We start from the raw sequence: 22,491 nt of genomic DNA, 5'->3' as shown, positions 1-22,491 counted from the left end.
ATCAACCTTTAACCGCGCCGAACGTCAGACCAGCAACAAGATGCTTCTGAACGATGAATGTGAGGGTCAGCGCCGGAATAATCATCACGACCGCCAGCGCGCACATGCCACGCCAGTCGATGGTGAATTCAGCGGTGTAATCGAGAAGACCGACAGGAAGGGTCTTGGAATTGACCGAGCGGGTCAGCTGGGAAGCCAGCGCATATTCGTTCCAGGACGTGAGGAAGGCGAAGATGCCCGCCGTCGCAATACCGGGTCCAGCCAGCGGAAATTCCACCTGCCAGAAAGCCTGCCAGCGCGTGCATCCGTCAATCTGTGCTGCTTCCGCCAGATCCTTCGGCACCTGACGAAAAAAGCCGTCAATCAGCCAGATCGTAAACGGCACATTGAGCGCCACATAGGTGACGATCAGGCCGAAATGCGTGTCGATGATGCCAATGCGCGAATAGAGCATGAAGAGCGGCAACGAAAGCGCAATGCCCGGCACCGAGCGCGTCAACATGAGGCCAAGAAAGGTTGTTGACTTGCCCCAGAAACGGAAGCGCGCAAAGGCATAGCCACCCGAAACACCGACAATCAGCGCGATGATGGTGGACGTGACAGAGATAATCAGCGAGTTGCGGAAATAATCCCAAACCGGAATACCGCCGCCGCCAGCACCAGAAAACATCGCATAATAAGCATCAAGCGTGATTTCCTGCGGAATCCAGACCGGCGGCTTTGCCATGATTTCGACCGGCGGGCGCAGCGAGGACAACACGATCCACAGGCCCGGCAAGCAGATGATCGTCATCGCCAGAAACAGGCCAATGAGGTACGCGACTTTCTTGACGCGACGCAGTAGGCGATGCTGATCATTAGAGAGTGTTTTGGAAGCCATGATTACCACTCCGCTCCGATTTGCGCGCGTGCGGCTGCAAGCTTGCGGAAGAACATTACGGTGAAGAGGATCGAGAGCAGGATCGCGACATAGGCCATGGCATTGGCAAGTCCCATCTGCGCATCCGAATAGGCGGTGCGTCCCACCAGCGTCCAGATCAGCTCAGTTCGTCGTGCCGGGCCACCATCGGTCATGATCTTCACGATGTCATAAGCGCGCGCCACATCAAGCGAACGAATGGTCATCGCGATAAAGGCAAATGGCATCAGATAAGGCCAGATCACATAGCGGAAGGTTTGCCAAGGTGTGCAGCCATCAACGCGGGCTGCTTCCACCGGATCCTGCGGCATCGACAGAAGACCACCCAGAATAAGGATCGCAAATACGGAAGTCGACATCCACACTTCTGCCAGCATGATGGCAATCAGTGCCAGATTGCCATCGATCAGCCACGGAATAGCCTGGCTGGTAATGCCGAGCGATTGCAGTGCATTGTTCACCAGACCGATATTGTCGTTGAACATGAACTTGAACTGGAAGCCGACGAGAACCGGCGAAAACATCATCGGGAACATCATCAGCGTGCGCAAAACGCGCTGGCCATGGGTGGCCTTGTTGATGAGGAGCGCCAGCCCTAGGCCGAGCAGCATTTCCAGATTAAGCGCGATGGTGAGGAAAACAACCGTGCGAATGAATGCAGCCCAGAACACCCAGTCGGTCATGATGCGCTGATAATTGCGCAGACCGATGAAGGTAAACAGACTGTCAGGGCGCGTCAGCCGGAATGGCGTGAAGCTTGAATAAAGCGAAAGCGCGAGGGGAAACAGAACCACCGCTGCGAGAATGATGAAGGCCGGGAGCAAAAGCAGAACCGGCGGAGAAATACGTTTAAACATTGTTCTTCCGAGGCAGTGGAGCAGCGAGAAACCCTGTCAAAACGGCCCGCCAATCGGTTTCCCAAAGGCGGGCCATAATATGATGCGGCAAAATTAGAGTTCGCCAGCATCCTCAAGAATCTGCGTTGCCTTCTTGGCTGCATCATCAAGAGCCTGCTGCGAGGTCTTGTCTCCAAGGATCGCTGCCTGAAGTTCAGGATAGACAGCGTTGGAAATTTCGATCCATGACGGGGTCTGCGGAACCGGGAAAGCGGTCTTTGCCGTTTCCTGGAACACCGAGAGCACTTCTTTCTTATATGGATCGGAAGCAGCCTGTTCGATCACATAATCCCAGACAGCGGTGCGGGTTGGCAACGTGCCAGCAGCCGATTCCTGCTTCTGCGAATCTTCATTGGTCAGGAACCAGACGAGCGATGCAGCAGCATCCTTATTGTCGCAGGATTCTGTAACCGAGAAGCCGTGATGACCCGACCAGCCGGTGCGCTTGCCAGCCGAACCTTCCGGCGCAACAGCAACGCCGACGTTACCGGCAACTTTCGAGGACTTTGGATCGTTGAAGTAAGTCGCCCAGCCCGGCCAATCCAGATTAAGCGCGATGGTGCCCGATGCAAAACCTGCACCCAGTTCATCCCAAAGATAGTTGGTGGTGCCAGCAGGAACAGCCTTCGCCTTGTAGAGATTGACGAACCAGTCGAGCGCACGCACACCGGCTTCCGAATTGAAAGCGGGCTTGCCCTCCTTGTCGAGATATTCGCCACCTTCAGCGACCAGCATTTCATAGAAACGGCCATTGATCGCTTCTTCCTTGCCCGCAAATTGCGTGCCGTAGAAATTTGGTGGATCAGCAAAGAACACAGCCTGATCGGAAACTTCTTTCCATGTTTTAGGCGGTGCAAGATCGTAGCCGTATTTTTCCTTAAATGCGGTCTTCTTGGCGTCGTCTTCGTACAGGCTCTTCTGATAGTAGAGCGCCGACACGTCATACTGCGCGCGAGGCAGCATGATGAGCTTGTCGTTGAGCGTCGAAGCCTTGATCACCGAAGGCACAAAGCCTTCGATTTCTTCTTTCGGAACCAAAGCATTCAGATCGGCATAGAGATCAGGATATTGCGGCGCGAAAGACGAGTGGTTGGAGCCAACACACCAGTTGATCGAACGCGAAGCGATGTCGGATTTGATTTCTTTATCCAGCTCGAAGTGATTCTTCTTCGACAGGATATTCACCTTGGCGCCAGTCGCTTTTTCCCATTCCGCAATGCGCGAATAAAGCGCCTCATATTGCTGACCGCCGATCAGCTTGGCGTTGATTGTCACGCCTTCAAATTTGCCCGGAAGGTCAGCTGCCCCCGCAGAAACCATCCCTGTCGCCAGCAGAACTGAGCCCGCCAGCACAGATGTCGTAAAATTCCTCATGCTTTCCTCCTCAATGACGGACACTCCCATATCCGCCCCCAATTGTGAATTCTATATTTATATGCAAACATAATATTCACAATTGGTCAAGGCGCATTCGATGTGATCCCGTCTTTCATCGCCGACGGTATTCGCATATAAAATGAGATATTCATAAGGGGACAGAACTTGGAAACAGACGATCGCTACCGCGCACCTGCTTTGGACAAAGGGCTGGATATTCTCGAACTGCTGGCCAGCGTCGATGGCGGCTTAAGTCAGGCTGAGATCGCCAAATATCTCGACCGTAGCCCAAATGAGTTTTACCGCATGCTCGACCGATTGGTGAAGCGCGGTTACGTGACCAAGCTTGAAGGCGACCGTTATTCGCTGACCCTAAAACTGTTCGGCCTTGCGCATCTTCATGCGCCGGTGCGCAGACTGGCGTCTTTCGCCACGCCCTTCATGCGTGAACTTGCCGACCGCTCGAAACAGGCCAACCAGCTTGCTGTGTTTGACCGGGGCTCTGTCGTGGTGATTGCACAGCAGGAAGCCCCGGATTACTGGGGGATTTCGATCCGCGTCGGTTCGCATATCAGCCTGTTTGATACGGGTTCCGGCCACACTTTGCTGGCCTTCCGCTCACCGGAGGAGCGCAAGATGATGATTGCTGAATATGTCAAACACGGCGAAAGTGGCAATCTCGATGATAGCTTCTATGACCGGCTCGACCAGATCCGTGAGCGCGGCTATGAAATGATGCCCAGTGCGCAGGTCGCCGGCGTCTATAACCTTTCAGCGCCGATTCTCGGCCCTGACGGGTCCTGCATTGCAGCGCTGACCTGCCCTTATGTGACGCTCGTCAATTCAGCCTCCGCACCCGACATCACACAGACCATTAGCCTGTTGCAAAAGACCGTCAAGGACCTCTCAAAGCTGGTTGGGTCCGATATTGGAACAACAGATTAATCAAGATTGATAATTCTTATTTGAAAACTCTCTTCTTTTTTGAAAGTATGACATCGGAGGAGAGTTTTTTATGATTATCGATACCCATCTGCACCTGATCGACAAAAGCGCGCTCAATTATCCATGGCTAAGCGATGTTCCGGCGCTTAACCGCGACTTCCTTTTTCAGACCTACAGACAGCAGGCCGAGCGCTGCGGGATCAAAGCCGCATTGCACATGGAAGTGGATGTTGCGGCCGATAATATTCAGACCGAGACTGATCATGTACAGAGGATAGCAACTGCCAATGGCGGCTTCATCAAAGGTGCAATAGCCTCATGTCGCCCGGAAGAACCGGGCTTTGCCGCGTATCTTGAACAGAGCCTGCGCAATCCGTTTATCAAGGGCTTTCGCCGTGTGCTGCATGTAGTGCCGGACGAACTGTCCGAAGGGGCTCTGTTCCGGGATAATATCAGACGTTTGCAAGGCACGGGCCTAACCTTTGATCTTTGCACGCTGCCGAACCAGATCGACAAAGCGGTGGCACTCGCTGACCTCGCGCCGGACCTGCAATTCGTTATCGATCATTGCGGCGTTCCCGATATTAAATCCGGCGCTCTCGAAAACTGGCAACGCGGCATTACCGAGATTTCAAAACGCGACAACGTCGTAGCGAAGATTTCGGGCGTGGTTGCCTATGCCGACGCTGAAAGCTGGACTGTTGAAACGCTGCGCCCCTATGTCGAGCATGTGATCCATTCCTTCGGCTGGGAGCGGATTGTGTGGGGCAGTGACTGGCCGGTTTGTACACTTGCAAGCAATGTTGATGCCGGGCTTTCGACATGGGTGGCGACAACCCATGCGCTGCTTAAAGGATGCAGCGAAGACGAAAAGGCGCTGCTTCTTGCGGAGAATGCGCAGCGCATCTGGAAGATTTAAACCGAAAGGCTGGCGAGAGAATCGCCAGCCAAACAGTATTGATCAGAAGCTTTCGCGGAAAAGCCGGTTGAGATCGGCGACGACGACCTCCGCCTTCTCCTTGTCCAGCAAGCCCTTATTGATCCGTTCGGAAGCTGCTTCTTGAAACAGCATATAGCCATCGTGACGCGGACGTACCCATGCACCTTCCAGCGTCGCGCGCGTATCGCGATAAAAGCCTGAAGTTGCATTGTTTACGGTATCGTCTTCCCATGCATCCGCATGTCCGGGCTGGCCGTTGGAAGCTGCATAAAGCCCTTTCTGCAAGGCCCCACTGGCGATCCAGTAGGCGAAATCAATTGCTGCTTCAGGATGCTTGCTGAAGGCAGAAACTGCAATGCCGGTGCCACCCAATGCGGAACCCGCAACGCCCGCCGCACCCGCAGGAATATCCGCAAAGCGGATCAGGCGATCACGGAAACCCGGCATGGCATAATTCACATAGCCGTAAATCAGTGGTGAACAAGCAATCTCGGAATCGGACTTTGCCATTTCCTCAAACACAGCAATCGGGTCCATGCCAAAACATTCTGGCTTTACCAGCGAAGCAATCTCGCGCAGTTGCTCGAAAGCTTGTGAGCCGTCTTCAACCGAAATCAGCTCGCCTTCCACCGAACATGGTGTTCCGGCATTGGCAACCAGTGTATAAAAGCACATCAGCGAATGTGGCGAGCGCAGTGGCAGCAGAACTTTCCTGGCGCGCGCCAGACGCAGCACCTCGCCCCATGAGGTTGCTGGGTTGTCCATCAGGTCAGGACGCCATGCCTGAACCTGTGTTGCCGCATCGAGCGGAAACGCCCATTGCCGCCCCTGCCAGTTGTAGCTTGGGAAGGACTGGCCCACCGAGCCATCGGCAAGCGCTTTCAGGTCTGTTTCGCGGCCCGGCACATCCAGCGGCAGCAGACAGCCTTCCTTGGTGATCTGGCCGACATGCGGATGGTCAATCACGATCATATCGAAATTGCGTGCCAGTTCCTCAACCGGAAAAGTCTCGAAATCCTGTAGTGACCGCTTTTCCCACTTGATCTCAACACCCGTGTCAGCAAGCCATTGTTCGGCGCCTGCGACCATCGGATCATAGCCGCGCGGGTGGCTCCAGGTCATGCCTTTCAGCTTGATCGTGCTCATAGACCGAACTCCTCGCGAATTTCTTTGCTGTTTTCGCCAATGCGTGGTGCTGCGCGCGCCACCTTCGGGCGCTGTCCGTTGATGCGCAATGGGGAACGGGTAGTGGTGATGGAAACATCGTCTTCACGCGTTACCGTCTGGAGCATGTCGAGGGTTGAAAAACCTTCGCTTGCAAGCAGTTCTTCCCAGTTGAGAACGCGCGCGCACCAGATATCAGCCGGTTCCAGAATAGCCAGCCATTCATCGACAGTTTTCTCGGTTATGCGCGCGGCTATCAGCCGCTTGATCTCATCGCGCTTGGCAAAAGCCAGTTTCGCATCGGCCATGAAAGGCGCAAGCGTATCTGTTTCAAGCAGTGGTGCCAGCTTCGCGATCGGCATCATGGCGATTGCGAGATAACCATCCGCCGCCGGATAGACACCATAGGGTGCTGCGAGATAGGCGTGCGCACTGCGGAACTCGGAACGCTTTGGCAGGCGGCGACCATCGTTAAGGTGAGTAGTCAGCACTTCAAACTGAAAATCAACCAGCGCTTCAAGAAGGCTGGTTTCGACATGCGAACCTTTGTTGGTGATGCCGCGGCGCACGAGCGCTGCGAGAATTCCCTGCGCGGCCGCAGCGCCAGCCAGCATATCCGCAACTGCCAGACCGAAAGGCACTGGTCCCTGACCCTCATCACCGTTCAACCACATCAGGCCCGAACGCGCCTGTGCGAGCAAGTCCTGTCCCGGACGCCCGACCCATGGCCCCTCTTCACCGTAACCGCTGATGGAAGCATATACGAGACGCGGATTGATTTGCTTGACTGCCTCGTAATCAAGACCAAGACGCTTGATGACACCAGGGCGAAAATTCTGGATCAGCACATCAGCCTGTGTGAGAAGCTTCTTCAATGCAGCCAGATCGTCGGGATTTTTGAGATCAATGGCGAGGCTGTCCTTGCCGCGATTGATCGCATGAAAAATCGTGGAATCGCCGCCGATTTCCGTGTCGCTGAGATAAAGCCTACGCGAAAGATCGCCACCATCAGGCCGTTCAATCTTGATGACGCGTGCACCAAGATCCATCAAACGTAACGAGCAATAAGGCCCCGACAGAAACTGGCTCATATCGACAACGACAAGCCCGCTCAGCGGCAGTTCGCTTTCCGACATCGGGAAATTCCCTCCTCATGAATTTCTTATGTGAATACAGTCTTCACATATGGATTTATAGAAGGCAAGGCTGAAATTGGTGTATTAGAGCGCATTTCAATCTGATTTGATCAGATTGACGCTCTAATCTCGTATTTTGACGCGCATCTTTTTCCGAAAACCGTTTCACAGTTTTCGGGATGCGCTCTAACGCAAAAACGCCGCCCGGTGGGGCGGCGTTTTCAAAGAAAATGAGTTGACTATCAGACCTCAACGCTGACCTGCTCCAGCAATGTCCAGACATGATCAGCGAATGAATTCCAAACTTCGATACGATAATGATCGGCATCCCATTTCAACAAAATAATCTGGGCGTGATCAAAGATCGTGCGAGCGGCACCCGGAGCCTTCATCTGCGAAAGATCAAGCGGCGAAGCGGCATTCAATAACCATTCTGCTTGCGGGCCGGAAATATCAATGCCGGTTTCGCGGTGACTGACTTCTGTCAGGCTATGCGGTTCAGTTTCATAAAGTTTCGCGAAAGCCTGCGTGATGGCGATGCCCTTGCTTTCGTCGGCCCAGATAAACCATTCATCGGGTCCAAGACAGGCAACGGCAATGTCACCTGTGCGAACAAGATCGCCAATCTTCGCCGGGATTTTTGCGCTCAATGCCTTTTCAGCCAGGGCAATTTTTTCCGGTTCAATGCGCAGGACAAAGCGGGCAGCGTCATCGGCTGCGTGGATTTCCAGACGACCGGGAATGACGACCTTGCGGTTCGAATAAGGTTTGGTTTCAACAAGCATGGTTCAATCCTTATCCGTTCAGCTTCTTACCTTCAGGGTCATAGAAGACCATGCCCGAAACAACCGCTTCATGCACGCTGCCATCCGGCATCGGCATATACAGCGTTTCACCCAACCGATCCTTGCCGCCAGAGACCACGGCCATGGCAATAGACCGGCCCAGCGCCTCGCTCCAATAAGATGAAGTGACATGGCCAAGCATGGTCATTGGCACGGCTTGCTTCGGATCGGCAACGATCTGCGCACCTTCTTCCAACACCAGTTTGGGATCAACAGTCAAAAGACCAACCAGATGTTTGCGATCCTTCTTCAGCATATCCGGACGGGCCAGCGAACGCTTGCCGACGAAATCCGGCTTCTGCTTGCCAACAGCCCAGCCAAGGCTTGCATCATCCGGCGTGATCGTGCCGTCCGTATCCTGACCGACAATGATATAGCCTTTTTCCGCGCGCAGTACGTGCATGGTTTCGGTGCCGTAAGGCGTGATGTCATATTGCTGACCGGCCTCATAAAGCGCCTTCCAGAGCGACAGACCATAACGAGCAGGCACGTTGATTTCATAGCCCAGTTCGCCGGTGAAGCTCATGCGAAAGAGACGTGCTGACACGCCCAGGAATTTGCATTCCGCAACCGACATATGCGGGAAAGCTTCATCGGAAATATCTAAGCCCTCGACCATTGGCTCGATGAGCTTGCGCGCATTCGGGCCGTTGATTGCCACCACGGCCCACTGTTCAGTGGTCGAGGTGAGCGAGACTTTCAGATCAGGCCATTCGGTCTGGAGATAGTCTTCCATCATATTGAGAACACGCGCGGCACCGCCGGTTGTGGTCGTCACATGGAAGCGATCCTGCGTCAGACGACCGACAACACCGTCATCCCGGATAAAGCCATCTTCGCCAAGCAGCAGACCATAACGGCAGCGTCCGACGCCAAGCTTCGTCCACGGATTGGTGTACATGCGGTTCATAAATTCCGCTGCATCCGGGCCGACCACTTCGATCTTGCCGAGTGTAGAGGCATCGAACATGCCCAATGATTCACGTGTAGCACGACATTCACGTGCCACGGCCTGATGCATGTCTTCGCCGGTTTTCGGAAAATACCATGCGCGACGCCACAGCGAAACCGGCTCGAAAGCGGCGCCATGCTGCTCGGCCCAGCTATCAATTGGCGTCTTGCGCGTAGCATCAAACAGCTTTCCACGATTATAACCGCAGAATGCACCAAAAGTCGTCGGCGTATAAGGCGGACGGAACGTTGTAAGACCAACCTGCGGCGTTGGCCGCTTGAGTGCGTCGGCGGCAACAGCCAGACCGTTGATGTTCGAGGTTTTGCCCTGATCGGTCGCCATGCCATTGGTGGTATAGCGTTTGACGTGCTCGATAGAGTGGAAACCCTCGCGCACAGCCAGACGAATATCCTTGGCGGTCACATCGTTCTGGAAATCGATGAAAGCCTTGGCCTTGCCCGGATCGCGATCGGTTGGCAGTTCGCGACAGCTTACGCCGTCGCAGATGAAATCACCGGCAACCGCATATTCAGATGCTTTGACCTTATGCCCGGCATCGGAGGCCGCAGCGGCACCGGCTTGTGCACCCTCACGAAGAGCGGCCTGCAAATCGAAATTACCATTGCCTGCACCAGCACAGCGGCTTTCCTCGGTTCGTTCGCCCGGCAAATAGATCTGACGCGCCTCATCCCATACGAGAGAGCCTTTCGTGTGCGAGAACAGATGCACGCTCGGATTCCAGCCGCCAGACATCAGCAGCACATCGCAGGCAATCGTGCGCGCAGCACCGACCGATCCGTTAGAAACCGGATTAGCGCGAACCGACGACACGCGATGGCGCCCGCCGGTGTCTGTCACAGTCCAGCCGGTCAGCGTTTCAATGCCGAGCATTTTGGCGCGGTTGATAAGGCTATCGGCAACGCTTGAACGCACATCGATGATGGCCGGAATTTTTACGCCTGCGACCGCGAGATCAAAAGCCGCAAGCCATGCGCTGTCATGCGAAGTGACGACGACAGCCTGATTACCGACCTTAACGCCATAGCGATTGAGATAGGTGCGCGCAGCGGAAGCCAGCATCACGCCGGGACGGTCATTGCCAGCAAAGACCAGCGGCTTTTCAATCGCGCCCTGCGCCAGAACCACTTGCTTGGCACGTACACGCCACATGCGTTCACGCGGGGCATTGGTGGCGGGCTTTGCCTGATGATCCGTCAGGCGTTCGCAAAGGCCGACCATGTTCTGGTGGTAATAGCCAATGGCCGTCGTGCGCGGCAAAAGCGTGACATTCGGATTGGCCTTGAGCGCTTCTATCGTTTCATTGAGCCAGTCCCAGCTTGCGCGGCCATTGATAACCGGCTCTGGTTCCGACAGAAGCGAGCCGCCAAATTCGGCCTGTTCGTCAACGAGAATAACCTTCGCACCACTCTTTGCAGCCTCTAAAGCAGCAGCCAGACCAGCAGGTCCGCCACCGGCAACCAGTACATCACAGAACGCATAGCGGCTGGCATAGGTGTCCGGGTCTGGCTCGGATGGCGATTTTCCAAGACCGGCAGCGCCACGGATGAAAGGCTCGTAGACCTTGTTCCAAAAGCTTTTCGGCCACATGAAGGTCTTGTAGTAAAAGCCTGCCGAGAAGAACATATAGAGCGCATCATTGATCGCGCCGACATCGTGCTTGAGCGATGGCCAATGGTTCTGGGTTTCAGCCTTGAGACCATCATAGAGTTCGAGAACCGTTGCGCGGGTGTTCGGCTCATAGCGACCCGGCCCGCGCGAGACGCCCATCAGCGCATTCGGCTCTTCGGAACCAGCAGAAAGAATGCCGCGCGGGCGATGATATTTAAACGAACGACCGGCCAGATGTTCACCATTGGCCAGCAAGGCGGAGGCCAGTGTATCGCCTTCAAAACCGGAATAGGTCTTGCCGTTGAAGCTGAACCGCACGGACTTGGCCTTGTTGACACGGCCTTTGTTGTGAATACGCATATCGGTCATTATTTCGTCTCCGCAGCCGGAGTTTCTGCCAAAGCAGGACGGGGTTCACCGGCCTTGTAGGTGGTGACAAACTTGTCGCTCACCGTGTCGCGCACCGCATTGAAGAAGCGACCGCAGCCATTGATATGCCGCCAGCGTTCAAAATGGGTGCCGCGTGGATTGGAGCGCGTGAAGAGGAAATCACGCCATTCATCATCGGAAAGCGTCGACGGATCGGCTGGACGCGCAATATGCGCTTCGCCGGCATAGGCGAATTCCAGCTCTGGACGTTCCATCTCGCAATAAGGGCAACGGATAAGAAGCATTTGGTGTTTCCCTTATTTCCTTAGTGAGCCACAGCGGCGGCAGCCGCTTCGTCGATCAGGCGGCCCGTGGTGAAGCGTTCCAGCGTGAATGGCGCGTTGATCCAATGCGGTTCGTCGCGGGCAATCGTATGCGCAAAGACATGTGCTGAACCCGGTGTCGCCTTGAAACCGCCCGTGCCCCAGCCGCAATTCACAAACAGGCCCGGCACCGGCGTCTTGCCAATGATCGGCGAACGATCCGGCGTGACGTCAACGATGCCGCCCCATTTGCGCAGCATTCGCATACGGGTGAAAATCGGGAAAACTTCGCAAATGGCCGCAAGCGTATGCTCGATCAGCGGCAGGCCACCACGCTGGCTGTAAGACACATACTGGTCAGTACCCGAGCCGATCACCAGCTCGCCCTTGTCGGACTGGCTGATATAGGCATGAACCGTGTTGGACATGACCACGCAAGGGAAGATCGGCTTGACCGGCTCGGACACAAGCGCCTGTAGCGGGTAACTTTCGAGCGGCATACGAACGCCTGCCGTATCCATGACAATGGATGTGCTGCCAGCAGCAGACACCGCCACCTTCTTCGCCTTGATAAAACCGCGTGGCGTATCAACACCGGTGACGCGACCTGATGCATCGCGGCGGATAGCCGTCACCGGACAATTCTGGATGATATCAACGCCGCGCTCCGTCGCACCGCGTGCATAGCCCCATGCAACCGCATCGTGACGGGCCACGCCGCCGCGCCGCTGCAAGGTGGCACCAACAACCGGATAACGCGCATTGGCTGAAATATCGAGCGGCGGGCAATATTCCTTCGCCTGCTCTTTGGTCAGCCATTCATTGTCGATACCATTGAGACGGTTGGCATGGATATGACGCTTGAAGCTCTGCACATCATGCACCGTATGCGCCAGCATCATCACACCGCGCTGCGAAAACATGACATTGTAATTAAGGTCCTGGCTCAGCCCTTCCCACAGCTTCATCGCATGTTCGTAGAGATGCGCACTCTCATCATAGAGATAGTTGGAGCGGATGATGGTCGTGTTACGCCCGGTATTGCCGCCGCCAAGCCAGCCTTTTTCAATCACCGCGACATTGGTGATGCCATGTTCCTTGGCCAGATAGTAGGCCGCACCCAGACCATGCCCTCCTGCGCCAACGATGATCACATCATATTCGGCCTTGGGTTCGGCATTCGGCCATTGGGGCTTCCAGTTCTTGTTGCCGGTCAGCGCGTTACCAACGATAGAAGCGAGCGAAAAGCGGGACATATACAAACCACCAGTCTTACGGTTCATGCTCTTCTGTGGCGCATGAAAAACCTTTGACCATATTTGTATTGATTCAGGCGGATAATAGAAAGCAGGCTTGCGTCATAAGACGTCATAAATACGACACGGCCACCATTTCGCGACATCACGTTCACGATCGGTTAAGCTGCCTTACAGATAAAATATTAGCATCAAGTAATATTAGAAAAGATCCAAAACATAGCTGCCAAATAGGACAATATTGTTGTCCTTTTCTCTTTCCTTTTATTGCGTGAGGCGCTACTCAAGCGTTCATAAACCCCTGTTTAAAGAGGGGCAAAAGCAAGAAAGGTGATTTGATGACTAAGGAGAATCTACTCGAAAGCGCACTCGTTCGTCTGGACGAGGCCGCAAGCCACATCAATATTGACCCGGATGTTATCGAAAAACTCAAATACGCCCGTGAAACCATGAAAGTGCGCTTGATGATCCGTATGGATGACGGATCGCGCAAATCCTTTCTTGCATGGCGCTGCCGTTATGACGACACGCGCGGACCAACCAAAGGCGGCATTCGCTACCATCCGGAAGCAACAGCTGAAGAAGTTGAAACGCTCGCTTTCTGGATGACTTTCAAATGTGCCGTTATGAATCTGCCTTATGGCGGCGGCAAGGGTGCTATTCAGGTTGACCCACGCCAGCTTTCCAAGGCTGAGCTTGAGCGCCTTTCGCGCGCTTACATTCAAGCTTTCTCCGGCATTATTGGCCCGGATCGCGACATTCCCGCACCGGACGTCTATACCAACTCCATGATCATGGGCTGGATGGCAGACGAATATTCGCAGATCGTTGGCCAGTCTTCGCCTGCTGTTATCACAGGCAAGCCTCTGGCGCTCGGCGGCTCGCTCGGCCGAAATGATGCGACGGCACGTGGCGGCTTTTATCTCGTGCGTCATCTCGCGGAAGATCTCGGCCTTGCCTCAACGCTTCGCGTCACGGTTCAGGGCTTCGGCAATGCCGGCCAGTTCATCGCAAAGCTGATGGCAAGCGATGGTCATAAGATTGTTGCCGTATCGGATTCGTCCGGCGCGGTTTACTGCGCAAACGGTCTTGATCTCGAAGCGCTTCTGGAGGCCAAAGCACAGAACAAGTCGGTTGTTTCCACCGCTGGTAAGAATGGTCATGAAGCGATCACGCCGGATCAGCTGATCGCAGCTGAATGCGATGTTCTGGTGCCAAGCGCCATGGAAAACATGATCCATGCCAACAATGCCGCGTCTATTAAAGCTAAGCTGATTGTCGAACTGGCCAATGGCCCTGTGACGCCAGAAGCTGACGAAATCCTCGCAAAGAACGGCGTCGTCGTTCTGCCAGACATTCTGGCGAATGCTGGTGGTGTCACGGTTTCCTATTTCGAATGGGTCCAAAATCGTCAGGGGTATTATTGGACGCTGGAAGAAATTCATGAGCGCCTGAAGACCATCATGGAACGTGAAGGGCGCGCAATCTGGAACCACGCGAAAGAGCACAAGGTTTCTGTCCGCTCTGCCGCTTATGTGCACGCCCTGCAACGACTTGCACAGGCCATTGAAGCCCACGGCACCCAGAGCGATTTTACGGCTTAACCAGAGCGCCATGCGCCCTCTTGGGCGCACAAAGATCGCTCTAAGGCCTTAAGAGTCGAGCAAAAGCTTCCGTTTTCGCCGGATTTTCCGGCGGAAACCTCTTTGAATGAATATGTCTCGTTCCTATATCCGAAGCTCATAGTTTGAGAGGAACGGCATGAATATCGGCCAGGCAGCAACCGCATCAGGCATATCGGCGAAAATGATTCGCCATTATGAGACCATCGGGCTTATCGAGGCTGCCGACAGGACCAGTTCCGGCTATCGCGTTTACACCCAAAAAGATGTCGAAACGCTGCGCTTCATCCGTTCCAGCCGCGACCTTGGCTTTCAGGTTGAACAGATTAAGGCGCTGCTCACGCTCTGGCGTGATCGCAATCGGGCGTCATCGGATGTGAAAAAGGTTGCACTTCAACACGTCAAAGACCTCGAAGCGAAAATGAAGCAATTGCAGAACATGGCTGACACGCTGCGCCATCTCGCCCACAATTGCCATGGCGACAACCGGCCTGACTGCCCCATCATTCATGAGCTTGCGAATAATAAAGATCATTCTTCATCGCCGCGAAAGGGCGAGTTGCTGCACGGCAAAATCTAATCCACACTCATAAAAAACGCCGGGAACGTCCCGGCGTTTTTTATTACTGTTCGCTTTCTTTCGGCAGCGTATAGGCGATTACATAATCGCCGGGCTTGGTGCCCACCGAGCCATGACCGCCGGCCACCATCAGCACGAACTGCTGATCACCAACCGTATAGGTCATCGGTGTAGACTGACCGCCCGCAGGCAGGCGTGCCTGCCAAAGCACCTTGCCATTGGTGAGGTCATAAGCGCGCAGATAATCATCCACCGCTGCACCAAGGAACACAACGCCACCAGCGGTGATCATTGGGCCACCGATGCCCGGAACGCCAACTTTGAGCGGCAGCGGAACAGGGGCCATGTCTTCAATCGTACCATTGCGATGCTTATAGGCGATTTTGCCTGTACGCAGATCCACACCCGCGACAAAGCCCCATGGCGGTGTCTGGCAAGGAATGCCAAGCGGGCTGACGAATGGCCCCATGAACACACCATAAGGTGCGCCGTCATTGCGGTTCAGACCCTGCTCGCTCCCCTTCTCATCCTGACCACGTGGCGGGATATCGGCACGCGGAACAAGTTGCGATGTGAAAGCCAGATAGGTTGGCATGCCGAACATCACCTGGCGTACTGGATCAACAGCCACGCTACCCCAGTTGAAAACACCGAAATTGCCCGGATAGACAATCGTCCCCTTCAACGAAGGTGGCGTGTATCGGCCTTCATAGAAGTGCTTGCGGAAAGCGATACGACATGCCAGCTGATCAAACAGGGTTACGCCCCACATGCTGCTTTCAGTCAGTGGTGCGGGACTGAATGTCAGATCAGAAATCGGCTGCGTCGGCGATGTGTGATCTTCCGGGATTGCACCCGTGGGTGCAGGGATTTCACGAACCGGAATAATCGGCTCGCCCGTCCGGCGATCAAGCACATAAATATCGCCCTGCTTGGTTGGTCCCACCAGCGCAGGCACACCATTAATGTCCAGAAGAACAGGCTGTGCAGGCACATCCATGTCCCATAGATCGTGGTGTACGGTCTGGCGCACCCATTTTGGCTGTCCGGTGTTTACGTCAAGTGCCACGATGGAGGAGGAATATTTCTCAACATTATCGCTGCGGTTCATGCCGAGCTGATCAGGAACCTGATTGCCGAGCGGAATGAAGACCAGGCCGAGTCCTTCATCAACACTGAAAACAGACCAGCTGTTTGGCGAATTGGTCGTGTAGTGCTCGCCTTCAGGCAGCGGTGTCGTGACATCCGGATTGCCAGAATCCCAGTTCCACAGCAAATCGCCAGTGCGGATATCAAAGGCGCGAATAACGCCCGACTGCTCTTCAGTCGAATAGTTATCATTGACTGCCCCGCCGACAATGATCTTGTCTCCGACGACCGCCGGTGGCGAAGTTGAGTAATAATAACCAGCCGGGTTATATTTCATGCCATGGCCAAGATCGAGCGTACCGCCATTGGCAAAATCGGTGCAGATTTCGCCTGTCCGCGTATCGAGCGCGATCAGGCGAGCATCCGAGGTTGGCAGATAGACCCGTTCGGAACATTTGGCACCAGCCGTTGCTGCGGTGTCCTTCCAGTAACTGACACCACGGCAAGTCTGGTGCTGCCGATCGGTGTTGAAGCCGACTTTCGGGTCAAACTTCCACTTTTCCTTACCCGTTGCTGCATCAAGCGCAATGGCCCAGTTATGCGGTGTGCAAAGATAAAGCGAATCGCCAATTTTCAGCGGCGTCACCTGATAGGTCGTTTCGCCGACATCTTCCGGCTGCTTCACATCACCGGTCTGATATTGCCATGCGACCTGAAGCTTGGAGACATTTTCCGGTGTGATTTGTGTCAGCGGGGAATAACGCTGCCCATAAGGCGTGCGACCATATTGATGCCATTCGCCATCGGGGACATTGCCACCCAGATCAGGAGATGCAGCCACCTTTTCGGTTGGCAGATCGCCCGAAATATTCCAAGGGTCCTGCGTCATCGAATAACCCGCGACAACCAGAGCGGCCAGCGTGGCAACGGTCAGTGGCAAACCGCCGCCATTGAGCGGCTTTCTGATCCACGGGGTCAACAGCCACAGGCCGAGAAGAACGATTACGCCGCCGGTCGATCCAAGGCCCCACCAGTCGAAGCCAACTTCTGACACAGCCCAACCAAGCGAACCAAGAATGACGAGCGCGTAAACCCAGAGCGCAACTGCACTTCTTTTGAAGAGGAAAAAGGCTGTCAGTAGAAAGCCGATGGCAGCGATTACGAAGAACCAGCTGCCGCCCAGCGTGACAAGATAGGTGCCCGCGGCACCCAGACCAACACCAATCAATAAAAGCAAAATAGCCGTGAGAGAAACAAGCAAGACATTACCCCCTTCGAGTAGTGACTATGACCTTGCCGTGCATTGCAATGCGGCTGGCACAGCTGCACGGAAAGAGAAAAATCGAGGCGTTCCCGAGTTTGGTGGAAATATTGTTGCAAACGGCTTTGCAAACAACACAACACTGCCTGCCCAAACAAATAGGCGGCAAAATGAAAAATCCAGTCGTGACTATGCAAAAGAATCAAAGCCGTATCGGCAGCCCGCTGGATTGCCGATACGGCTGAATGATCAAGCCAGGGGACTCGTGAAGCTTCTCAGCCGCAGTGCGTTGCTCAGCACGAAAATGCTCGAAAGCGCCATAGCACCCGCCGCCAATACTGGCGAGAGAAGGGTGCCGGTCACAGGGTATAGAATGCCGGCTGCAACAGGGATCAGCGCGACGTTATAGGCAAAAGCCCAAAACAGGTTTTCGCTGATATTGCGGATCGTGGCTTTTGAGATGGCAATCGCATTAACCACACCGCGCAGATCGCCCGACATCAGCACCACATCGGCGCTTTCGATCGCAATATCCGTTCCGGTGCCAATCGCAATACCCACATCGGCGGAAGCCAAAGCTGGTGCATCATTGATGCCGTCGCCCACAAAGGCAATGCGTTTTCCGCCCGCTGACAAGCGTTTCAAGGCCTCAACCTTGCCATCCGGCAGCACTTCCGCAACCACTTCATCGATACCAAGGCATTTGGCAATGGCCTGCGCTGTACGGCGGTTATCACCAGTGATCATCGCAACCTTCAAGCCCTGCTCATGCATGGCTGCAATGGCGGCAGGAGTGGTCTCTTTCATCGGATCGGCTACTGTAATGATTGCAGCCAGTTTACCATCGATTGCCGCATAAAGTGGTGTCTGGCCTTCATCGCCAAAGCGGCTTGCATCATCCGCAAAGACTGCCACATCGAGGCCAAGCTTTGCCATGTAACGATCTGCACCAATAGCGACTTCTCGACCCGAAATATTGGCTTTGAGCCCGAAACCCGGAACCGATTCAAAAGCCGAAACATCTGCAAGTTTGAGGTTCTTTTCCTTTGCAGCCGTCACAATCGCATCGGCAATCGGATGCTCTGAACGGGCTTCGACAGCAGCGATGAGCGCCAGTGCTTCGTCCTTGTCGATACCATCAACGACAGCAAAATGTGCCAGAGCGGGTTTGCCCTGTGTGAGTGTACCCGTCTTATCGACCGCAATCACCGATGCATCGCGCAAGGTTTGCAGCGCATCACCACGGCGGAACAACACGCCAAATTCGGCAGCGCGACCTGTGCCGACCATGATTGAAGTCGGCGTTGCAAGTCCCATCGCGCATGGGCATGCAATGATAACGACAGCAATCGCATTCACCAGCGCGTAGCCCATCATCGCCGTACCGCCGATTAAAAGCCATGCAATAAAGGTGATGAGTGCAGCACCCAGAACCGCGGGCACGAACCAGCCCGTGACCTTATCGACCTTGGCCTGAATGGGCAGCTTGTCGGCCTGCGCATCTTCAACCATCCGCACAATCTGCGAGATGACCATATCGCGGCCAACCTTGGTTGCGCGGAAGGTAAAAGCACCCGTCTTATTGATGGTTCCGCCGACAACTTCCGCGCCCGTTTCCTTTAAAACAGGCACGGGCTCGCCGGTAATCATCGATTCATCCACATAGGATGAGCCTTCAATCACTTCTCCATCAACGGGGACTTTCTCACCCGGGCGGACCTGCACAATATCGCCCGCGCGAACCTCTTCAAGCGGCACGTCAACTACTTCACCATTGCGCATGACGCGTGCTGACTTTGCCTGCAGGCCGACAAGACGGCTGATTGCCGCCGAAGTCCGCCCCTTGGCACGTGCCTCCAGATAACGGCCAATCAGGATCAGCGTCACGATAACGGCTGCGGCCTCGAAATAGACGTTGACGGTGCTATCGGGAAGAATGTCGGGCCAGAAGGTAGCAACAACCGAAAAGCCCCATGCAGCCGTTGTGCCAACAACAACCAGCGAATTCATATCGGGTGCGGCACGCAGCAGAGCGGGAATGCCTTTTTTGAAAAAGCGCATGCCCGGACCAAACAAGACAAGTGTTGTCAGCACAAACTGGAAATACCAGCTGTTCTGCATCCCGATTGTTTCCATGACAAACATGTGCACAGCGGGAATGAGATGCGAGCCCATTTCCAGAATGAACACGGGAAGCGTGAGAACGGCTGCCAGAATGACATTCTTTTTCAGCTCAACCGCTTCCGCGTCGCGCTTGTCTGATTGTGTTTCCTGCTTGGCATCACTGCGTGTCTCATCAAGCGAACGCGCCTCGTAGCCCGCCTTTTCAACCGCTTTTATCAGATCACCAACTGCGACCTGCCCTGCAAGCTCAACATGCGCGCGCTCAGTCGCGAGATTGACGCTGGCACGAGAAACGCCCGGAACCGCACTTAAAGCTTTTTCGACATTGCTCACGCAAGACGCGCAGTTCATACCCTCAATGGCGAGGTCGGCACTGCCCGACGGCACATCATAGCCAGCTTTGCGAATTGCATCGATCACAGCAGGCATATCAGGTGCAGACTTGAAGGTGACGTCAGCGCGTTCTGTTGCGAGGTTGACGGAGACTTTGTCCACGCCCGGAACTTTTGACACTGCCTTTTCAACCGATGATACGCAGGACGCGCAACTCATCCCTTCAACAGGAATGGCAAAACTTGTGGCGTCGGATTTTACAGGCTTGTTCATGGCAATCCCTTCTAAAGCGCTCCTGCTTTCCAAAAATCGTTTCCGACTTTTGGCCAGATGCTACTTCGCTCTTTTCGACGAGCAATCTTATGAGTTGCATGATAGATAGTCCTTCCCACCGTTGGAAGGTCAAGCGTTATCAAACGGCCATTGCGCTATCCGGCTCGATTATCTCAAGAATTGAACCGCATCGTGTGCGAATGAATTCCGGCACATCGGCAGCAGGCATGGGGCGTCCCATTAAAAAGCCTTGCACCTCACAAAAATTCTGTTCGCGCAGGCAGTTAAGCTGCTGCTTTGTTTCCACACCTTCTGCTGTCGTTACAATCCGAAAACCGGCTCCCAGTGTGGCGACGGCCTGAATAATTGCGAGATCACGCGTATCGGCTTCAATGCCCGAAACGAAACTGCGATCCACCTTGATTTTGTCAAAGGGGAACGAACGCAGATAGCTCAGTGATGAATAGCCTGTGCCGAAATCATCCATAGCAATCCGGACGCCCAGACGCCGCAACTCGAACAGCAATTCGATATTATGTTTGCTGTTTTGCAGAAAGACCGATTCCGTGATTTCGAGTTCCAACCGGTCAGGCGACAAGGACGCGACAGCCAGTGCATCGGTGACTGAATCAAGAAGAGCCGTCTGCTGGAACTGTACAGGCGAGAGATTAACCGAGACCTTGATGCCATGCGGCCATGAGGCCGCTTCAAGGCAGGCGTGTTTCAACACCCAGTCGCCGATCGGTCCAATGAGCCCGGCCTCTTCGGCAATTGGAATGAATTCAACCGGCGATACCATGCCAAGCACGGGATGACGCCAGCGTAACAAAGCCTCAAAGCCAGAAATGTGGCCGGTTTGAAGATTGAAAATTGGCTGATAATGCAGCTCGAACTGCTGTTCCGTCAAAGCCAGCCGCAAATCCGTGGTCATAGCATGACGTTTCTCAACAGCCAGTCGCAGCGAATGCTGATAAAAGCGGAAAGTGCGCCGGCCATCAGCCTTGGCAGCGTAAAGCGCCAGATCAACATTGCGCATCAGCACGTCAAGATCATCGCCATGCAATGGCGCCTGCGCGATCCCGATACTGCATGAGACAAATTCCAGCGTATCGCCAAGATCGAACGGATCCTGAAATAGGGAAAGAAGCTGATCGGCAAACATCGCGATCTGAGAAACGGCAGCGCAGCGATAAATGATCGCAAACTCATCACCACCCAAACGCGCCAGAAAATGATCGCAAGCAATGGTTTTAAGACGCTTTGCAACCTGTTGCAGCAGGCAATCCCCGATCTGGTGCCCGCGGCTGTCATTGATGTTTTTGAAGTGATCAATATCGAGATAGAAAAGCGCAAAAGCCAGTGCGCTTTCACGTTTTTTCAGCACGGCTTCAATATGCTGAGAGAAGTAAGCCCGGTTCGGCAAGTCCGTGAGATTGTCGTGCATCGCAATATGCGTCATGCGCTGCTCAATCAAACGACGCTCGGTAATATCCTCAACAAGCCCGATGAGATAGCGCGATTCATCGCCTTCTATCGGTGGAATGGAACGCTTGATGATCCGCAATATGCGCGGTGTTCCGTCTGCGCGGTGAATATCGCGCTCGATTGTCAAAACGCTGCCGCGACGCATTGCAATGCTGTCTTGCTGGGTCAGAAGCCTGGCTTCTTCAGCCGGAAAGATTTGCGTATCCACTGAACCGACAACATGATCGATCTTGTGGCCGCTGATGGTTGATGCAGCCTGATTATAGAGCAGGTAACGCCCCCCGTCCTGCATATCCTTGACGAAGACACCAAGCGGCATATTGTTGATGAGGCTATCGAGCAATGTCTGCGCATGACTGGCCTGACGATTCGCCTCGTCAAGCTCGGTCATATCCCGCACAATTGCCAATATGGCCATCCGGCCATCGAACACAACCTCACGGCCATAGGTCAAAACATCAATCGTCTGATCATTGGCTTTCAGATGCTTCCAGCGTTCAGGGCGCTCAAGATCACTCCGGTCGCGAACCGCTATCGACATACGGTCACGCTCGGTTTGTGGACGAATATCGAGTACCGTCATGCCCTGCACTTCGTCAGCCGAATAGCCATAAAGCGCGTGGGCTGCTTCGTTCATAACGATGAAACGCAATGTATCGGGATCGTACACCCACATCGGTGTGGGATGAGTTGTAAACAGAATGCGAAAATCCGCATCGGACGTGCGCACCCGCGCATCATCCGAATGAGCCTGACCGGCTTTCCGATCCCTCATCATTGTCCCCTCATCAGCCTGATCCTGACCCAATATTTCATGCCTTAAAAAAAGGACCATGCCCCAAGAATCAGATAACTCGTCTGTAGCAGGACGAAGCTTTTCCAAGCTGGATTAATGCATGCCCCTTAAAGAAATTATATACAAACTTGCGGAGAATATAAATTTATTCGCAAATTGTAATAATCGGCACCGCTT

General features: G+C 54.3%; 17 protein-coding genes. 5 read left to right on the top strand and 12 right to left on the bottom strand.

Going from position 1 to position 22,491, the window contains the following annotated elements; all coding sequences use genetic code 11:
• Nucleotide 1 precedes the first annotated feature (1 nt).
• The 3 genes from U2P60_RS11020 to U2P60_RS11010 form a co-directional block, all read right to left on the bottom strand.
• A complete protein-coding gene (locus U2P60_RS11020; protein ID WP_007873406.1) occupies nucleotides 2-880 on the bottom strand; it encodes a carbohydrate ABC transporter permease in 879 nt (292 codons plus the stop codon).
• Nucleotides 881-882: 2 nt separating this feature from the next.
• Nucleotides 883-1,776, bottom strand: coding sequence for a sugar ABC transporter permease (locus tag U2P60_RS11015; protein ID WP_313827864.1), 894 nt, complete (start codon nucleotides 1,774-1,776; stop codon nucleotides 883-885).
• A 93-nt stretch (nucleotides 1,777-1,869) separates the two neighbouring features.
• Nucleotides 1,870-3,189, bottom strand: a complete 1,320-nt coding sequence (locus tag U2P60_RS11010; protein ID WP_413572645.1) for an ABC transporter substrate-binding protein — start codon at nucleotides 3,187-3,189, stop codon at nucleotides 1,870-1,872.
• A 153-nt stretch (nucleotides 3,190-3,342) separates the two neighbouring features.
• On the opposite strand from U2P60_RS11010, the gene U2P60_RS11005 reads away from it, so the two are divergent.
• Together U2P60_RS11005 and U2P60_RS11000 are read left to right on the top strand one after the other, a co-directional pair.
• The gene (locus tag U2P60_RS11005; RefSeq protein WP_413573761.1) at nucleotides 3,343-4,137 is read left to right on the top strand and encodes an IclR family transcriptional regulator; all 795 of its coding nucleotides are present in this window, start codon (nucleotides 3,343-3,345) and stop codon (nucleotides 4,135-4,137) included.
• A 70-nt stretch (nucleotides 4,138-4,207) separates the two neighbouring features.
• Complete coding sequence (locus U2P60_RS11000; RefSeq protein WP_413572643.1) at nucleotides 4,208-5,056, top strand: amidohydrolase family protein; 849 nt, start codon at nucleotides 4,208-4,210, stop codon at nucleotides 5,054-5,056.
• Between the two features lie 42 nt (nucleotides 5,057-5,098).
• Here the strand turns inward: U2P60_RS11000 and U2P60_RS10995 are convergent, their stop codons facing one another.
• The 6 genes from U2P60_RS10995 to U2P60_RS10970 form a co-directional block, all read right to left on the bottom strand.
• Nucleotides 5,099-6,223 carry an extracellular solute-binding protein gene (locus tag U2P60_RS10995; protein WP_413572642.1) on the bottom strand — a complete coding sequence of 375 codons (1,125 nt, stop codon included), beginning with the start codon at nucleotides 6,221-6,223 and terminating at the stop codon, nucleotides 5,099-5,101.
• A complete protein-coding gene (locus U2P60_RS10990; RefSeq protein ID WP_413572641.1) occupies nucleotides 6,220-7,377 on the bottom strand; it encodes a CaiB/BaiF CoA transferase family protein in 1,158 nt (385 codons plus the stop codon). Before U2P60_RS10990 ends, U2P60_RS10995 begins: the two co-directional genes overlap by 4 nt.
• 242 nt (nucleotides 7,378-7,619) lie before the next feature.
• A complete protein-coding gene (locus tag U2P60_RS10985; RefSeq protein WP_313827859.1) occupies nucleotides 7,620-8,162 on the bottom strand; it encodes a sarcosine oxidase subunit gamma in 543 nt (180 codons plus the stop codon).
• Nucleotides 8,163-8,172: 10 nt separating this feature from the next.
• Entirely contained in the window at nucleotides 8,173-11,172 is a 3,000-nt protein-coding gene (locus U2P60_RS10980; protein WP_413572639.1) for a sarcosine oxidase subunit alpha, read from the bottom strand.
• The gene (locus tag U2P60_RS10975) at nucleotides 11,172-11,477 is read right to left on the bottom strand and encodes a sarcosine oxidase subunit delta (RefSeq protein WP_313827857.1); all 306 of its coding nucleotides are present in this window, start codon (nucleotides 11,475-11,477) and stop codon (nucleotides 11,172-11,174) included. Before U2P60_RS10975 ends, U2P60_RS10980 begins: the two co-directional genes overlap by 1 nt.
• Nucleotides 11,478-11,497: 20 nt before the next feature.
• Nucleotides 11,498-12,751, bottom strand: a complete 1,254-nt coding sequence (locus U2P60_RS10970) for a sarcosine oxidase subunit beta family protein (RefSeq protein WP_313828594.1) — start codon at nucleotides 12,749-12,751, stop codon at nucleotides 11,498-11,500.
• Nucleotides 12,752-13,089: 338 nt separating this feature from the next.
• Between U2P60_RS10970 and U2P60_RS10965 the strand changes: the two genes are divergently transcribed.
• Nucleotides 13,090-14,355 (top strand): Glu/Leu/Phe/Val family dehydrogenase, encoded by a 1,266-nt coding sequence (locus U2P60_RS10965; protein WP_413572638.1) that lies wholly within the window; start codon nucleotides 13,090-13,092, stop codon nucleotides 14,353-14,355.
• 157 nt (nucleotides 14,356-14,512) lie between these two features.
• On the top strand, nucleotides 14,513-14,953 hold the full coding sequence (cueR, locus tag U2P60_RS10960; protein ID WP_313827855.1) for a Cu(I)-responsive transcriptional regulator: 441 nt from the start codon (nucleotides 14,513-14,515) through the stop codon (nucleotides 14,951-14,953).
• Between the two features lie 43 nt (nucleotides 14,954-14,996).
• On the opposite strand, the gene U2P60_RS10955 is transcribed toward cueR, so the two are convergent.
• A complete protein-coding gene (locus U2P60_RS10955) occupies nucleotides 14,997-17,303 on the bottom strand; it encodes a glucose/quinate/shikimate family membrane-bound PQQ-dependent dehydrogenase (RefSeq protein ID WP_413572636.1) in 2,307 nt (768 codons plus the stop codon).
• 47 nt (nucleotides 17,304-17,350) lie between these two features.
• Between U2P60_RS10955 and U2P60_RS10950 the strand changes: the two genes are divergently transcribed.
• Nucleotides 17,351-17,548 (top strand): hypothetical protein, encoded by a 198-nt coding sequence (locus U2P60_RS10950; RefSeq protein WP_413572635.1) that lies wholly within the window; start codon nucleotides 17,351-17,353, stop codon nucleotides 17,546-17,548.
• A 4-nt stretch (nucleotides 17,549-17,552) separates the two neighbouring features.
• Here U2P60_RS10950 and U2P60_RS10945 read toward each other — a convergent pair whose 3' ends face one another.
• Together U2P60_RS10945 and U2P60_RS10940 are read right to left on the bottom strand one after the other, a co-directional pair.
• The gene (locus tag U2P60_RS10945) at nucleotides 17,553-20,033 is read right to left on the bottom strand and encodes a heavy metal translocating P-type ATPase (protein WP_413572634.1); all 2,481 of its coding nucleotides are present in this window, start codon (nucleotides 20,031-20,033) and stop codon (nucleotides 17,553-17,555) included.
• A gap of 139 nt (nucleotides 20,034-20,172) precedes the next feature.
• Complete coding sequence (locus tag U2P60_RS10940) at nucleotides 20,173-22,293, bottom strand: putative bifunctional diguanylate cyclase/phosphodiesterase (protein WP_413573760.1); 2,121 nt, start codon at nucleotides 22,291-22,293, stop codon at nucleotides 20,173-20,175.
• Between the last annotated feature and the right edge of the window lie 198 nt (nucleotides 22,294-22,491).

This window comes from Brucella sp. H1_1004 (assembly GCF_047308065.1).
Classification (GTDB): domain Bacteria; phylum Pseudomonadota; class Alphaproteobacteria; order Rhizobiales; family Rhizobiaceae; genus Brucella; species Brucella pseudogrignonensis_B.
This window is presented reverse-complemented; position numbering and strand designations above follow the sequence as displayed.